The 16,481-nt window shown below is 49.9% G+C and carries 14 protein-coding genes; 7 read left to right on the forward strand and 7 right to left on the reverse strand.

From position 1 onward, the window contains the following. Nucleotides 1-8: 8 nt before the first annotated feature. A complete protein-coding gene (locus MTH_RS07765; RefSeq protein ID WP_048061317.1) occupies nt 9-1,103 on the reverse strand; it encodes an OBG GTPase family GTP-binding protein in 1,095 nt (364 codons plus the stop codon). Between the two features lie 131 nt (nt 1,104-1,234). On the opposite strand from MTH_RS07765, the gene MTH_RS07770 reads away from it, so the two are divergent. Continuing rightward, nucleotides 1,235-1,612 carry a CBS domain-containing protein gene (locus MTH_RS07770; RefSeq protein WP_010877230.1) on the forward strand — a complete coding sequence of 126 codons (378 nt, stop codon included), beginning with the start codon at nt 1,235-1,237 and terminating at the stop codon, nt 1,610-1,612. Nucleotides 1,613-1,742: 130 nt separating this feature from the next. Here MTH_RS07770 and MTH_RS07775 read toward each other — a convergent pair whose 3' ends face one another. The 5 genes from MTH_RS07775 to MTH_RS07795 form a co-directional block, all read right to left on the reverse strand. Continuing rightward, nucleotides 1,743-4,280, reverse strand: coding sequence for a dolichyl-diphosphooligosaccharide--protein glycosyltransferase subunit STT3 (locus MTH_RS07775; RefSeq protein WP_010877231.1), 2,538 nt, complete (start codon nt 4,278-4,280; stop codon nt 1,743-1,745). A 245-nt stretch (nt 4,281-4,525) separates the two neighbouring features. After that, on the reverse strand, nt 4,526-6,661 hold the full coding sequence (gene topA, locus MTH_RS07780; RefSeq protein ID WP_048061102.1) for a DNA topoisomerase I: 2,136 nt from the start codon (nt 6,659-6,661) through the stop codon (nt 4,526-4,528). Nucleotides 6,662-6,678: 17 nt separating this feature from the next. Next, the gene (locus MTH_RS07785; RefSeq protein ID WP_143485790.1) at nt 6,679-6,906 is read right to left on the reverse strand and encodes a hypothetical protein; all 228 of its coding nucleotides are present in this window, start codon (nt 6,904-6,906) and stop codon (nt 6,679-6,681) included. A 41-nt stretch (nt 6,907-6,947) separates the two neighbouring features. After that, nucleotides 6,948-8,423: a phosphoserine phosphatase SerB gene (serB, locus tag MTH_RS07790; protein ID WP_048061103.1), complete on the reverse strand. Its 1,476-nt coding sequence runs from the start codon at nt 8,421-8,423 to the stop codon at nt 6,948-6,950. 11 nt (nt 8,424-8,434) lie between these two features. Continuing rightward, nucleotides 8,435-8,980 carry a TATA-box-binding protein gene (locus MTH_RS07795; RefSeq protein ID WP_010877235.1) on the reverse strand — a complete coding sequence of 182 codons (546 nt, stop codon included), beginning with the start codon at nt 8,978-8,980 and terminating at the stop codon, nt 8,435-8,437. A 220-nt stretch (nt 8,981-9,200) separates the two neighbouring features. On the opposite strand from MTH_RS07795, the gene MTH_RS07800 reads away from it, so the two are divergent. From MTH_RS07800 to fen, 6 genes are all read left to right on the forward strand, one after another. Next, nucleotides 9,201-9,584, forward strand: coding sequence for a hypothetical protein (locus MTH_RS07800; RefSeq protein WP_010877236.1), 384 nt, complete (start codon nt 9,201-9,203; stop codon nt 9,582-9,584). A gap of 90 nt (nt 9,585-9,674) precedes the next feature. Next, complete coding sequence (cyaB, locus tag MTH_RS07805) at nt 9,675-10,208, forward strand: class IV adenylate cyclase (RefSeq protein WP_010877237.1); 534 nt, start codon at nt 9,675-9,677, stop codon at nt 10,206-10,208. A 191-nt stretch (nt 10,209-10,399) separates the two neighbouring features. Beyond that, nucleotides 10,400-11,575 carry a homocitrate synthase family protein gene (locus MTH_RS07810; RefSeq protein ID WP_010877238.1) on the forward strand — a complete coding sequence of 392 codons (1,176 nt, stop codon included), beginning with the start codon at nt 10,400-10,402 and terminating at the stop codon, nt 11,573-11,575. 9 nt (nt 11,576-11,584) lie between these two features. Next, nucleotides 11,585-12,862 carry a homoaconitase large subunit gene (gene hacA, locus MTH_RS07815; protein ID WP_048061104.1) on the forward strand — a complete coding sequence of 426 codons (1,278 nt, stop codon included), beginning with the start codon at nt 11,585-11,587 and terminating at the stop codon, nt 12,860-12,862. After that, nucleotides 12,852-13,391, forward strand: a complete 540-nt coding sequence (locus MTH_RS07820) for a chorismate pyruvate-lyase family protein (RefSeq protein WP_010877240.1) — start codon at nt 12,852-12,854, stop codon at nt 13,389-13,391. Before hacA ends, MTH_RS07820 begins: the two co-directional genes overlap by 11 nt. Nucleotides 13,392-13,410: 19 nt before the next feature. After that, nucleotides 13,411-14,397, forward strand: a complete 987-nt coding sequence (fen, locus tag MTH_RS07825; RefSeq protein ID WP_010877241.1) for a flap endonuclease-1 — start codon at nt 13,411-13,413, stop codon at nt 14,395-14,397. Between the two features lie 12 nt (nt 14,398-14,409). Here the strand turns inward: fen and MTH_RS07830 are convergent, their stop codons facing one another. Next, nucleotides 14,410-16,338: an IGHMBP2 family helicase gene (locus tag MTH_RS07830; RefSeq protein WP_010877242.1), complete on the reverse strand. Its 1,929-nt coding sequence runs from the start codon at nt 16,336-16,338 to the stop codon at nt 14,410-14,412. Between the last annotated feature and the right edge of the window lie 143 nt (nt 16,339-16,481).

Here is a 16,481-nt window from a genome sequence, read left to right on the forward strand (position 1 = left end):
AGAAGCGGTCACTTCTTTATTATGATCCTCAGGACGTCCTCATCATTGAGGACATGTTCAAGGCCCACCTTCTGGCCGTCGAATTTAACAGAGCTCCCCCAGACCCTTGCATGTCTGAATTTACGCACAAAGTCCCTGTGGAGCTTCTGGCACACATCGCCAACGGTTGACCCTTCCCTGATGATGAGGGGTTCGTCGTAATCAGCCTTTTTACCCTGGGGCTTCAGGTATATCCTTATGAGGCCCAGTCTGTTAAATATTTCCTCCCTGAGCTCATCGATGTTGATGTCCCTGTCTGCGGAGATGAAGAGGGCTTCCGGGAATTTCTCCCTGAGACCCTCAAGATAGGATTCATCCACAAGGTCTATCTTGTTTATAACGGTGATGGCCGGTATGTAGGCGCGGTTGGCCTCCATGACGTCTATGAACTGGTCAACGGTTATGTCATCCCTTATGAGGACGTCGGCATTGTGGATTCCGTACTCATTGAGGACTGACCTTATGATCTTCTCATCAAGGTGTGTGAGTTCGACCGTTGCTGAGAGCTTCACACCACCCAGTTTTCTCCTCTTAACAATCACATCAGGGGGCGTCTCGTTGGGTCTTATACCAACATCCCTCAGCTCCCTGAGGATTATGTCCATGTGGTCTGTGTTGAAGACATCAAGGACTATCACTATGAGGTCGGCGCTCCTGGCAACTGAGAGTATCTCCCTTCCACGGCCCCTCCCACGGGAGGCCCCGGTTATTATCCCGGGTATGTCAAATATCTGTATCTGGGCCCCCCGGTACTCCATGACGCCCGGGACGATCTCAAGGGTTGTGAACTGATAGTCACCCACCTTTGACTCTGCACTGGTTAACTCGTTGAGGAGTGTTGATTTCCCAACAGATGGAAAACCGATGAGGACCACGGTGGAGTCTCCAGACTTTTTGATATGGAATCCTCTCCCCTTTCCAGATGAGGTCTTCCTCTGGAGGGCCTCCTCCTTGAGGCGGGAGATCTTTGCCTTCAGTTTACCTATATGGTGGGCTGTGGCCTTGTTGTATGGTGTCTTCTGAATCTCCTCTTCTATCTTTCTGATCTTCTCTTCGATATCCATACCACTCACATGAACATTGTTGAAGCCGGGAAAAATCAGTGTAATCATTCAGTGTTCTCTATTATCCATTATTAAATATTTTCCCTTATATTTTATATCCCATAACCTTCATATTATATGCAGGTGATTTTATGAGGGTTGAGGATGTTATGGTTACGGATGTTGACACCATCGACATAACCGCCAGCCTCGAGGATGTTCTAAGGAACTATGTTGAGAACGCCAAGGGAAGCTCGGTGGTTGTGAAGGAAGGTGTCAGGGTCGGAATTGTAACCACATGGGATGTGCTTGAGGCCATTGCAGAGGGGGATGATCTTGCAGAGGTCAAGGTATGGGAGGTGATGGAGCGGGATCTTGTTACCATATCTCCCAGGGCAACCATCAAGGAAGCAGCAGAGAAGATGGTGAAGAACGTTGTCTGGCGCCTCCTTGTTGAGGAGGACGATGAGATCATAGGCGTGATAAGCGCCACTGATATATTGAGGGCCAAGATGGCCAAGCGATACTGAAGTTCTGCCAGAAACTTCTTTTATTTGCCTGTTTTTATAATGAGGTACTGAAATTTATTTTTTCATTAAGAGTTTTTAGGCGGCTTAATTTCTTGAAGAGATCATGGCCGTGTAAAATGAAAAATGTGGGTTATGCTGCTGTCCACAGCAGCACACCGGGTTCCTGGTGGAGGAACTTGAAGGATGTCTGGTTGAATCCCCCCAGGAGGAAGAGCTTTGTGAAGACGGAGTCCTCCAGTTCCCTGTTCATTATTATTGTCGTGTACTGGTTTCCGCTTCCAATGACTATGAGGCTCAGCTGGGCGTCACTGTCAACAACCTCATTCTTAACAAGGAGGTCGCCCTCGATTATGGTGAGCCTGTGTGGGTTTATCTTCTGAACCGTCATGTTGTTGCCCACTGCTATCGTTGCATTGGTGGTGTTTGCCTTCTTCTCTATTATGGTGCCCAGGACGTTATTCTGGTCCACCATGGTGTTCACGGTCTGGATAACGGTTGTGTTGTTAACCACTTGGGGCTTTGAGCTTGCCAGGGATGGATAGTAACCATACCTTGACCCTGTCTTCTTCTTGAAATCCCAGGTTCCAAAGTACGTCCACCATGGCGCCTTACCGAGCATATCTGAGCTCAGGACAAGTACAAAGGGCTTTGGCTTTGCCGGGTGGGAGTACCTGAGTACACTGTCAGCCTCCTTATCACTGAGACCGTAGCGCCCGGTCATGACGGCCCTGGCTTCCTCCCTTGGAAGTCCGAGGGTCGCGGTCAGTATCTCGGCGGTCTTTCCGCTGTCATCTGTGTAGTTGTCAAGGGTCTCATAGGCGAGATCACCGCTGGTTGAGAGCATGGTGAGTATACCCCTTGAAAGTGTCTCGTTACTCGTTGTGAGGGCCTTACCTATCCAGTAGGCCCTCGGGGTGTTCTGGCTACCACCGTCAAAGGTGACTGGCCTGTCTGCTGCAACCGCAAAGAGGTGTCCGAAGTCCCACCATGACATGACCACCGTGTCCCTGCTGGTGTTCTTCTTTACCCACTGCATGGAGTTCCACATACCATCATCTGTACCGGGGGCTACCGACGTTGTGATTGAGTGGGCTCCACTCACAGAGGGGGCCACAGCTGCAAGGACCACCAGAACCATCATGAATGGCGCCCTTATCTCAGGCTTCTTCACGGAGTATATGAATCCAGCCGCAAGCACCCCTGCAAGGAGCTTAACCGCAACTGAGACCCCGAAGGGCATTACCATGGCAACCGCCGCCACGAATACGATCAGTGCCAGTGATGATGTTGTCGTGAACCTCACCCTCAGGTACTCAACAAGGAATCCTGTGAATATCCCTGCTGAGAGTCCCAGGGGCATTGCAAATGTGGGTATGAACCTTGAACCCTTGGTAACAGCATATCCACTCATTATGAGCCATACAGCCATGAGGACAGCGTAGAGCAGGTAGCGGTGTCTCATCTCCTCACTGGCAACAGCCGCCCTCTTCTTCCTCATGAACTTGCTTTTCTTACCGGCCCGCGGCCTGTTCTCTGACTCCTCAACGACAACCTCTGGCTGGCGGTATTTCCACACCAAGGCTCCGACACCCAGAACACCAATTATGAATACCAGCAGGCCGCCCACCCCACCAACGATTGTGTTCTGACCCGGGAGGAAGATGTTCCCGGCACCGGTTGTTATGAATTCAGGCACCTGTAGTTCTGAGACTGAGACATAGACGTTGGGGTAGGCCGTGGTCTGGGCGGTTGCCTGTATCTGGGTGGCGCCTATGAGTCCGCCTACAGCACCCGCAAGGCTTGAAAATCCTCCAAACACTCCTACGAGGACTCCCCCAGCTATGATGAGGATCAGGAGGGGGAAAAGTTCTCTCTGATGAATCAGCCAGTCAAGTTTGCCCTCGAATTCGCCTGCCGGTTTTTCTCCCAGGATGTACCTTGAAATGACAAGGTACGCTGCAACGAATACGATGAGAACCGCCAGGTAGAATATGTAACCCACCCATGCAGCTGAAAATACAAGTATTGAAACTGCCGCTGCAAGGGCATATCCAACCTTGCCCCTCATGCTGGAAGCCAGCATCCCCTCTGTGAAGAACCAGAACACGAAGAGGGGGAGGACGAAGTTGAACATGTCCGTGTCAAAGAAACCTGCATAGGTGTGGGCGACGTAGGTTGGGACAAGGCCCACTATGAGGGCAGCTGCAAAACCCCCGTAATCATTTGTTATCCTCCTCACGAAGAGGTAGGCGGGGATCACGCAGAGGGAACCTATGAAGGCCCCCATCCAGAATGCGACCTCCTTGAGGCTGAAGTCCCCGAAGAAGTTCAGTACCCTGTAGGCAGCCGAGGTAACGTATACGATCAGGGGAGGGTAGTCAACGGGTCTGCCCGGAGGATAGTAGGAGTGGAGGTCATAGGGTTTACCATCCACCAGGGTATCACCCATTATACCCTTCGTCAGGTAGTTCATTGTTAACCTGTAGTTATAGTAGGAGTCCATTTCGCTGAAATAGGGGAGTCCATCTGCATCTTCATAGAATTTCTTGGCATCGGCAGGGACTCCGCCAATGTTACTGGCCTCTGCTCTTATGTAAAAGACAACCGAGAAGAGCAGGACAATGATTATGAATGGCTTCAATCTTTCAAGCAAACCTTGGATATCCATTTCACCGCCTCTTTCATCTGGTAATAAATTCAGGACCTTAATGATGTTAATAAGGTTTTTGATCCGGTGACTTATAAGTTTTCATATTTTTTGCGGGTCTTTCTGGTACCTCTGAATTCTGGGGGTTATGGGTTCCATGAGGGTCAGAACAACTCAGAAAGCATCAGGGACCTTCAGTTCAACCCTCAGACCTTTATACTTGAAGAAATTATTACCAGCAATTTCCTGCATCACTGACATTCAGTTCAACCCTCGGGGACCTCATCAACGGAACAGGTGAAGCGACACTTCGGGAATCCCTTACAACCGACGAATTCCCCGTAACGTCCGGAGCGCTTTATGAGGTCTGAACCACATTCAGGGCATTTACCGACAACCTCTTCAACCTCTGATTTCTTTTTACCACATTTTGGGTCAAGACAGGCCCTCTGCCGCGGCCTTCCATAGGATATCATGGGGAGACCGCACTTTTCACAGAGACTTTTAAGCACACTGGCGCCCCTTGGAAGTGAGTAAACGGTCCTGCAGTCAGGGTAGCTGGAACACCCCACAAAGGTGCTCCTGTTTCTGGGAGAGTATTTTATGACGAGCTTCCCACCACAGGCGGGGCATTCACCCACAACCCTGCTGTCCTGGTAGGCCCTGTAGAGTTCCTTCCCGATGTCCCTGAGGTTCTCCTCTATGTCACTGAGTATGGATCTTACCTCTGTGATGGCCTCATCTATAACCCGGTCCTTGCTTATCTTCCCCCTCATGATGTCCTCTAGTTCCCTCTCGAACTGCCTTGTGAGTTCCTCGCTGATGATCTTCTCACAGTACCTTGTGAGGGTGTCAATTATGTTCTCACCCAGGGGACTGACCCTTATCTTTTTACCCTCAATGTACTTCCTGTCATAGAGTTTGGCTATTATATCTGCACGTGTTGACTTGGTTCCAAGACCCCTCCTCTCGAGTTCCCTGATGAGGGAAGCCTCGTTGTATCTTGCCGGGGGTTTTGTCTCCCTTTCATCTGCACTTACACTCCTGACAGCCAGAGAGTCTCCGCCGGATATCTCAGGGAATTCTTCATCCTCCATCTTCGTGTAGGGGTAGCTCTCCATCCAGCCCGCCTTACTGACCCTCTTCCTTGAGAAGCTGAACTCCTCTTCTCCAATTTCAAGTTCTACCTTCATGGTCTGGAGGATGGCATCCTCACCGAATACACTTATGAACCGGTGGACTATGAGGTCATAAACCTTTTTCTCATCCTTTGAGAGTTCCGATGGAAGAAGACCTGTGGGATGTATGGCCGGGTGGGCATCATCCTCCTTTTTTCCCTCATGGGGTTTTAGGGGGCCTCTGAGCCTTTCAATGTGGACTCCGAAGCGGGGGTTCTTTGCAAGGTTTTTGAGGATCTTTTCGTACCCTATACTTTCCGGGAGCTTCTGGGATGATGTCCTGGGATATGAGGTGTAACCCTCGGTGTAGAGGTTCTGTGCAATTGTCTGTGTCTTCTTGGGGCTGAATCCGAATACACGGTAGGCCTCTGACTGGAGGGTCCCCAGGTCGAAGGGTACCGGGGGCTTTCTGATGGTGTCCCTCACCCTAACATCCTTAACCTCAGCGTCACTTCCCTGGCACTTCTCCAGGATGCTGTCGACAAGCTCCCGCTTGAAGATCTTGCCCCTCTTGCTCTCGGCGATGATCCCTTCCCCGAGCTCAGCGCGTATTATCCAGTAGGGGACGGGTTTAAAGTCCCTTATCTCCTTCTCCCGTTCAACCAGTATCGCGAGGGTCGGGGTCTGAACCCTCCCGGCGGATAATTTTATGAAACGATTTGTGGCCGCCTTAACAGACTTCATGAGGGAGCGGGATATGTTTACTCCGAAAATAAAATCAAGTATGTGCCTTGCAGCGCCGCTGTCGACCTGCCCATAGTCGACCTCAATGGGGTTCTTGTAGGCCCTCTGTATCTCCTCCCGGGTGAGGGTTGAGAACTTCATCCTGGAGGTCTTCCGGAGGGCCTCCTCACCGCAACCGTATTTGAGGGCGTTGAAACCAATGAGGGTACCCTCAATGTCATAATCGCAGGCATGGATGTAGCGGTCAGCGCCGGCTGCAAATTTCCTTATAACGTTGAGGTAATCCTTAACGTAACCCTTCTTCTTATCGATCTCGTGTATGGGTGCCCATTCAAGGTCAAAAAAGTGTTCTTCGTTGGACTGCCTGGGGCGGAGTGAGTAGAGGTGTCCCACCGCTGATACTATGGTGACCCTCTTATCACCCTCCACATGTTCCCAGTAGGACACCTTTCCATGTTTTTTCTTCATGGCGTCTGGAAAGAGGGCCCCGGCAATCTTTTCAGATGATTTGGGCTTCTCACAGATTATAACTTCATGCATCTTACCACTCAGGGATCTCACCTGTAGAATCCGTAGAAGTCACTGCAGTAACTGCACATGGGGTACTTACCGTAATGATAATGGCTTGAATCATCGGCGTTTATGTTGAACTTCTTATGGCATATGAAGCACTCTTCTATCTTTTCATCATCTGAAGTTTCTTCAATGCCTGGATTATCTCTGGTGTAAACCGTTTCGCTGTCTGATGTGCCAACACCGCATGGATTCCCATTTTCTGGTTCCATATTCTCTCTGTCTGAGGATTTTTCTCCACCCATAGGATCCCCTAAACTATCCTGTGCTTCTGGAGAAGAAGAATCTCATCCTTTGTAAGTTTTTTGCCCTCTTTGAACTTCTCATATATTTCACGGGCCCTTTCCTTTTCTTCAATATCCTTTTCCCTGCTTTCTCTTCTCCTGGCACTTCTGTTCTCTGATCTCAGGGCGTTTATTCTCTCGTTTATCTGGCGTATCTCACCGAGGGTTGATTTGAATTCCTCATGCTTCTCTGAGGCCATCCTCCTGAATTCGAGGAACTTCTCATGGGCCTCATCAGCCTTCTTGCGTATCTCATCTGTTTTTCTGAAGTACTCCAGCATCTTCTCATGGTAACCCTGGGCCTCCTCAGAGAGGGCCACAACCTTCTCATGGTACTCCTCTGACTTTTTCCTGAGTTCAAGGGCCTTTTCACGGGTTTCATCGTCCTCCTGAATCTTCATGAGTTTCTTTCGAAGCTCGTTCGCTGTCTTGACAAGTTCATTCTCCTTGTTAATGTCAAGGACCCTTGTTTCAATGATCTTGTCTATTCGCTTGATCTCATTTTCAATCTTTATACGGTCCCTTCCTCCTGAGGACCATTCGAGTTTGCGTATCTCCTTGTTTATCTGGTCCCTGAGCTTCTTGTTCTCCTCGACCTTGGAGTTTATTTCATTACGTTTATCTCTCAGTTCAACAGCCCTGTTGAGTGTTTCACGAAGTTCACTGTTGAGACTGTCCCTCAGTTCCTTCATTTCACGTGCTTTTTTGTTCAGTTCATCCCTTTCAGAGGCTATTGCTGAGAGTTTGTCTTCGTATTCATTTTTGAGTTCCATAACTTCGTCGTAACTCATCTTGTTCAATTTATCATCAGCCTCTGCAACTTTTTCAATGATGGGGAGTATCTTGCGCAGATCCTTATCTTCAACAACTGCATCGGCCTTCTTCCTGAGGGCTGGCTTGGCATTGAAGGCTATGCCCAGACGTGCGGCCTCTATCATGGATATATCGTTGGCCCCGTCACCAACTGCAACGCACTCCCTGGGACTTATACCCTCCTTCTCAAGGATCCCGCAGAGAACATCATACTTTGATTTTTCCACAAGGGGCCCGCTCACTTCACCGGTAAGTATGCCATCTTCCTCATGGAGCCTGTTGCAGAAGAGGTAATCTATGCCGAGTTTCTCCTTTACGGGTTCAGCCACAAGGTCAAAGCTTCCACTTATAACTGCAACCAGGTACCCCTTCTCCTTGAGGGTCTTTACTGTCTCCTCGGCGCCCTCCATTAGGGGCAGTTCATCTGCAACCTTCTTTATGTCTTCCACCGCTGTTCCCTTGAGGAGTTTAACCCTCTCCCTTATTGAGGATTCAAAGTCAACATCACCCTGCATGGCCTTCTCGGTGATCTCCATTACTTCCTTTTCAACGCCAGCGATTTTTCCTATCTCGTCTATGGCTTCACCATCAATAATGACATTGTCAAGATCGAAAACTACAAGTTTAATCAAAAATATCACCATTAAATCAGATCTAACTCGGCAAGCCTTGCCTTAGTCTTTTCAACTCCAAGTTTAGCATCCTCTGCACTCTTGGCTCCTGTACATACAACCTTACCTGAACCGAATAACAGGAGCACCACCTTGGGATCATCCAGTCTGTAAACGAGTCCAGGGAACTGTTCAGGTTCGTACTCTGTATTTTCAAGTCCAAGGGCAACAGCCTCAAGGTTAAGTGGTTTTCCAAGGTTCGCCGAGGCCACAATGTTCTGGATCTTTATTTCAAATTCCTCTGGTATGTCAGGATCCATGGTCCTCATCATGTCAACCGTCAGTTTTATGGCCCTCTTGGAGTCCTCTATTGATTTGGCTCCTGTACATACGAGTTTGCCTGATCCAAAGATCAGTGCAGCCGTCTTCGGCTCCTTTAATTTGTACACAAGCCCCGGGAACTGTTCCCTGTTAAAATCAACATTCTCAAGGGCTTCTGCAACTGTCTGAAGATCAATGGATTTTCCAAGGGTTGCTGAAGCAACAATATTTTCTATTTTGATATCCACATCTGTCAACTAGATACCTCCCGGTGAAGTTAAACCTACATATAAATTTAAATGCACCTATATTAATATTGACGTAAAAAACTAGTTATTATGAATAATAACGCGGTTAATATTCAGCGTTTATCATTCCTCAATTGAAAAATTATTGCGGCCTATCATCAAACTCTTTTCATATTTTAAGCACCATCCTTAAATAATTTAACATACTTAATGAATAGAGGGGGATGAAGTGGTTATTGATCCAAGGTTTTACAAGGAACAGGTTGAGGAACTTGGAATTGAGGGCATTGAAATAGACCCCTCATCTGAGGAGGAGGCCCTCAGGATTCTGAGGGAGGTTGAAGACGCTATAAGGAATCTGAAGAGGATAAGGTACAACCTCCATATGGACATGAGATTAATAAGGAGGGAGTACCTTGAGAAAATGAGGGACCCTGACATCAGGGGCGATGTCAAAAGGAGAAGGGCTCTTATGGATGAGAGGGATAATCTCCTGGGCCCCTATGAGGGAGTGGACAGGATAATCGACACGCTCCTTGAACAGCTGGAAGAGGCGAGCATATTCCTGAGGGAATACGCCGGTCTTGAGATCGCCAGCACTGAAGAGTGGTAATGGAGTTTCTGAAACTGTTTTAGAGCATCCAGGTATGTGCACTCTACTTTATGATTATGTCTGTGTTAGAGCACTGAAGGGTGGTAGCATTTGATTGAGGTTGAGGTTAAGGCAAAAATTCATGATAGAGATGAGATGGTTGATCGGATACTCTCAGTTGGAGGCGTTCATGTCTCTGACGAGGAGCAGCATGACCTGTATTTCAACGCCCCCCACAGGGACTTCGCAAGGACAGACGAGGCCCTGAGGATAAGAAGATCCGGTGGGAGGACCTTCATCACCTACAAGGGCCCCAAGATAGATGAAGAGAGCAAGACAAGAAAGGAACTCGAGACGGAGGTCGCTGACCCGGGGACGGCCGCAGAGATACTGGAATCCCTCGGCTTCAGGATGGTGAGGGAGGTCGTAAAGGAACGCAGGATCTACAGTGTGGGGGAGTTCACAGTTTCCATTGACACCGTAATGGGCCTGGGGACCTACCTTGAAATTGAGAGGGATCTACCCGACGGAAGTGACTATGCCGGGGCCCTCAGGGAGATATTTGAGCTCTACAGAAAACTTGGCATCGAGGACGGATTTGAGAGGAGGTCATACCTCGAGCTCCTTGAACTGGGCGAGGAGTAAGGCTGATGGTCCTCAGATATTTTCAAATTCACTGATGCAGTCTCTGATCATTATCATACCATAACACGTAATGACCCACCATATTTCAGCCACCGGAATATGGATGCACTCTCAAACCTTTTATACTAATATATCTAATTTTAAATAAATGCCAAGTATTCATTTTAATAAAGCATTAAGGTGGTAATCCCTTGAGATACTTTGTTAGCCCCTTCAATAAAGAAGCTGAATTAAAATTTCCTGACAGGATCACGATTTACGATACAACACTGCGTGACGGGGAGCAGACCCCCGGTGTATGCCTTGGAACAGAAGAAAAACTTGAAATAGCCAGAAAACTTGATGAGCTCGGCATACATCAGATAGAGAGCGGATTTCCGGTTGTATCAGAACAGGAAAGAGTTTCAGTGAAGTCCATTGCAAATGAGGGCCTCAATGCAGAGATACTGGCACTCTGCAGGACAAAGAAGGATGACATCGACGCAGCAATAGACTGTGATGTGGATGGAGTCATAACCTTCATGGCAACATCGGACCTCCACCTGAAACACAAACTCAAACTCACAAGGGAGGAGGCCCTCAACGTCTGTATGAACTCCATAGAGTATGCCAAGGATCACGGGCTTTTCCTGGCATTTTCAGCAGAGGATGCAACAAGGACAGACCTCGACTTCCTCAAGCAGATCTACCGGAAGGCCGAGAACTATGGTGCAGACAGGGTCCACATTGCAGATACCGTGGGCGCCATAAGCCCCCAGGGTATGGACTACCTTGTCAGGGAACTGCGCAGGGACATCAAGGTTGACATAGCACTCCACTGCCACAACGACTTTGGAATGGCCCTATCGAACTCAATAGCAGGGCTACTTGCAGGTGGGACTGCAGTCTCAACCACAGTTAACGGTATAGGTGAAAGGGCGGGCAACACATCCCTTGAGGAGCTGATCATGGCCCTGAGGATAATCTATGAGGTTGACCTCGGATTCAACATAGGCGTCCTCTATGAACTTTCAAGGCTTGTGGAGAAACACACAAGAATGAAGGTACCTGAGAACAAGCCGATAGTCGGCAGGAACGTATTCAGACACGAATCAGGTATACACGTCGACGCGGTCATAGAGGAGCCCCTAACCTATGAGCCATTCCTTCCAGAGATGATAGGCCACCAGCGCAAGATAGTGCTGGGGAAACACTCCGGGTGCCGTGCGGTCAAGGCCAAACTTGAGGAGTACGGCATCGATGTTACGAGGGATGAACTCTGCAGGATAGTGGAGGAGGTAAAGAAAAACAGGGAGAAGGGTAAGTACATCAACGATGAACTCTTCTACAGGATTGTGAAGTCCGTAAGGGGACCTGTAGACTTCTAGGTGGTTAAAATGAACATGACAGAGAAGATCCTCGCAGAGGCAGCAGGACTCAGGGAGGTCACACCCGGCGAGATAATAGAGGCAAGGGTTGACCTCGCCATGACCCATGACGGCACCTCACCCCCCACCATCAGGACCTTCAGGGATATAGCCTCAAGGGGAGGCCCCGCTAGGGTCTGGGACCCCGAGAGGATAGTCATGGTATTTGATCACAACGTACCAGCCAACACAATAGGTGCCGCGGAGTTCCAGAGGGTCACAAGGGAATTCGCCAGGGAACAGGGTATAGTGAACATATTCCAGAACGCAGCAGGCATATGCCACCAGGTTCTGCCTGAGAGGGGATTTGTAAGACCTGGCATGGTCATTGTTGGGGCGGACTCCCACACCTGCACCTACGGAGCCTTCGGAGCCTTCGCAACAGGCATGGGGGCGACTGACATGGCCATGGTCTTTGCAACAGGCAAAACCTGGTTCATGGTACCTGAGGCAATGAGAATCGAGGTTACAGGTGAACCTGAGGGCCACGTGTATGCAAAGGACGTCATACTCCACATCATAGGCGAGATCGGTGTTGATGGTGCAACCTACCGTTCCGTGGAATTCACAGGAGACACCATAGAGAGCATGGATGTCTCCGGGAGGATGACCATCTGCAACATGGCCGTGGAGATGGGTGCAAAGAACGGTATAATGGAGCCCAACCGGCAGACCCTTGACTATGTGAGGGCAAGGACAGGCAGGGAATTCAGGGTTTACAGTTCAGATGAGGACAGCCAGTACCTGGAGGATCACCACTTCGATGTCTCAGACCTTGAACCCCAGGTGGCCTGTCCAGATGATGTTGACAACGTCTACCCTGTCCACAGGGTTGAGGGAACCCACATAGACGAGGCCTTCCTGGGTTCATGCACCAACGGCCGGTACGAGGACCTGAAAATCGCCGCAGAGGTTATAGGCGACAGGAGGGTCCATGAGGATGTGAGGTTCATAGTCTCGCCGGCATCAAGGGAGATCTACCTTAAGGCACTGGAGGATGGTATAATAGAGACCTTCATCAGGGCAGGGGCGATAGTCTGCAACCCTGGCTGCGGCCCGTGCCTGGGGGCCCATATGGGAGTCCTTGCCCCGGGGGAGGTCAGCATAGCAACAACCAACAGAAACTTCAGGGGAAGGATGGGTGACCCTGCATCCAGCGTCTACCTGGCCAACCCGGCAGTCGTCGCAGAATCCGCCATTGAAGGGGTAATAAGCGCCCCTCAACAGGAGGCAGGAAATGGATGTTAATGTCATGGAGGAGATTGAACGTATTGAGAGGCTCATAGGGAAACTCTCAAACACCCAGAAGATACTGCTCTCAACAGACGGCTCGGTAACAAGGATACTTGACGTTCTGCGGGGAACAGTGACCATAAGGACCCTGAAACAGGAATTCATACCCTGCAACCAGGAAATAGCAGATAAGCTCAACATCTCCATGGGAGACCCTGTGAACTACAGGGTTGTTGTCATAGGAAACAGGGAGCCCCTCATACATGCAGTATCATACATCCCCCTCTCAAGGCTCGACGATGGGTTCAGGGAGGATCTCATAAGGGCCGATGTACCCATAGGGAGGATCCTGAAGAAGCATAACATAGAGTCAAGGAGGGAGATAGAGGTCCTTGACATTGAGAACCCGGACCCCCAGCTGAGGGAGATCTTTGGGACAGACTCCCCGATGCTCACAAGGACCTACAATATCATCCATGAAGGTGAGGTTCTCATAAGGATAAAGGAGACCTTCCCCTTCGAATGGTTCAGGGAGGAGTTTTAGAGATTCACCGGGTGTTCATATGGGAGTTAAACTCAGGGATGTTGTATCACCCCGCAGGATACGCCTTGAGGACCTTAGGGGAAGAACGGTCGCAGTCGATGCAGCCAACACACTCTACCAGTTCCTATCAAGCATAAGGCAGAGGGATGGAACACCCCTCATGGATTCCAGGGGTAGAGTAACATCACACCTCAGCGGCATACTCTACAGGACGGCCGCGGTCATGGAGAGGGAGATAAGGGTCATATATGTCTTCGATGGAAGGTCCCACCACCTCAAGGGCGAGACCGTGAGCAGGAGGGCTGATATCCGGAAGAAATCTGAGGTTGAGTGGAAGAGGGCCCTTGAGGAGGGGGACATTGACAGGGCGAAAAAATATGCTGTAAGGTCCTCAAGGATGTCCTCAGAAATACTGGAGAGTTCAAAGAGGCTCCTGGAACTTCTGGGAATACCCTATGTACAGGCACCCGGTGAGGGGGAGGCTCAGGCATCATACATGGTTAAGATGGGCGATGCATGGGCCGTGGCATCCCAGGACTATGACTGTCTCCTCTTTGGCGCCCCAAGGGTTGTAAGGAACCTCACCCTCAGCGGAAAACTTGAGGACCCCGAGATCATTGAACTGGAGTCCACCCTCAGGGAACTCTCAATCAGCCACACACAGCTCGTGGATATGGCACTACTCGTCGGGACTGACTTCAATGAGGGTGTAAAGGGGATAGGCGCAAGGAGGGGACTCAAACTCATCAGGGAGAAGGGCGACATTTTCAAAGTCATCAGGGACCTTGAAGCTGACATAGGTGGCGACCCCCAGGTTCTCAGGAGGATCTTTCTGGAGCCAGAGGTTTCAGAGGACTATGAGATCAGGTGGAGAAAACCTGACGTGGAAGGTGTTATCGAGTTCCTGTGCACTGAACACGGCTTTTCAGAGGACCGTGTGAGGGCTGCACTTAAAAAATTTGAGGGTGCATCCTCCACCCAGAAGAGCCTGGAGGACTGGTTCTGAAAGCATTAATTTTTATGAAGCACCCCACTTCCTGACATCATCGAGGCCGGCTTCATCAAGGAATCCCCTTTTTCTGCAGAATTCAGTGAGCCGCCTGTAGGATGGGTGGGCTGAGAGTGTCCTGCTATCCCCTATTATTATGAGCTTGCGTCTGGCACGGGTGAGTGAAACGTTTAGACGCCTTAAATCCTTCAGAAACCCTATACTGCCATTCCGATTGCTTCTGACCATTGAGATTATTATAACATCCTTCTCACGTCCCTGGAATCCGTCAACACTGTTCACCTCAACATCTATCATGGATGAGATGAGGTCCACCTGGTCATCGTAGGGGGTTATTATACCGATCTCCTCAGGTTTAACACCCATCCTCATGAGTGAACGGGAGATTATAACTGCAAGGTCCGCTTCAAGGGGGTTCTGTATTGAGGTTGAACCCTTTAGCCTGCGCTCACAGCCATCCAGTCCTGAAGTGTCAATGAAGAGGACGGGGTCGGGATCTGCGAGTTTCTGGCAGATATCGGAGTCAGGGACATCCTCGATGATATCCCTGATGGATATATCCTCAAGGGATGGATGGGCCCTTATCCTCCCATCATAGAATTCACGGTTGGGGAACTCCATTATGGCCGGGTGCATGCGGTACTGGCAGTTCAGCATCCTGGATCTGCCCGGGTGGCGTTTGATAAGTTCTTCAAAGAGTGTCCTCTCAAGTTCGGATGCATCTCTGCTGAGTATTGTGGGTGGGAGCTGCCTGTGATCCCCTGCCAGTATGAATCTTGGGGCCCTTGCAAGGGGTATGAGTATGCTTGGTATTGTGGCCTGGGATGCTTCATCGACGATGGCGACATCGAACCTTAAGCCATCTATGTACTCGAGGGCTGCAGATGAGTTGGTTGAAAGGACAACCTGGCTCTCCCGGAGTATCCTGTCAGCGATTCTCATCTCTGCCTCCTGAAGCTTACTGTGGAGGTCATCTATCCTCTGGTTTGTCTCTATCCAGCGGGCCATTGAGATCATGACGTTGGGTGAGATGCCCCTTGCACCCCTCCTCTTTGTGGCGTTGATGAGTATCTGGGTGTCACTGAGGCCCCTCCTGATCTGTGGGGTGGGTTTCTGGTGCCTCTCACGTTCCTCTATGAGTTCATCGATCTTCTCCTGGTATTCCCGGACTTTACTGTATTCAGGGTGGTTTTCAATTTTATAGGCAAGGGTCTCCCTCAGGTTTTCCCTTGAAACCCTCTGGGGGTGTCCCAGGCGGACGCATTTAACATGACCTGCAATTCCCTCAAGGAGGTTATCAACTGCTGCGTTGCTCTCGGCGGTTACGAGGACCCGGCTGCCCCTCATGACCTCCTGCCTTATTAGCTCATGGAGGGTGCGGGTTTTACCGGTTCCAAAGGGGCCGTGTATGAGAAAGAAATCCTCTGATCCAAGGGCCATCCTGATGGCATCCCTCTGTGATTCGTTGAGTTCCGGGTCCACAGCCTGGAAATCAACCACATCAACCCCATCTGAAGGTTTTTCTGTACCACAGAGGAAACCCAGGACCCTGAGAACGTTTCTGGTTGGGGATTTGAGGTTGTCAATCATTCTCTGAAAGGTCACATCATTGGCATAGAGGTCTATCCTCACATTTTTGAGGGCCCATCCAGGAACATGTTCAAGGGCAACAACCAGGAATCTCTTACCCTTCATTGCAACGGTACCTGTCAGGTCGCTCCTGAGGGGGTTTCCCCTACTTATAAGGACGAGGTCACCCACGGATATCTGGGTGTCTATGGGGTCACGTCTTCCGTACTTGACAAGGTGAAATCCCAGCTCCCTCCCGGTTATCTTACCGTTCAATCCATTCACAGCCCTTCGAGCCCTCTCGCGCTGTCGGGGGGAAAGCCTCCTTATCTCATTCATCATGGCGCTTATTTCGGCTTCCCTCTCCATTTCAACAAGTCTTATGAGCCTCTTTATATATGATTTCAGCCTGCTGATTCTCTCACCCTCTCCGGATCTTTATAGACTCTCAGAAGATCATATGCTGAAGGGGGTACCATGTCCATTCTGGATTTCAGGGATTTTAGTCCAGG

It is taken from the genome of Methanothermobacter thermautotrophicus str. Delta H, from assembly GCF_000008645.1.
GTDB classification, from domain to species: domain Archaea; phylum Methanobacteriota; class Methanobacteria; order Methanobacteriales; family Methanothermobacteraceae; genus Methanothermobacter; species Methanothermobacter thermautotrophicus.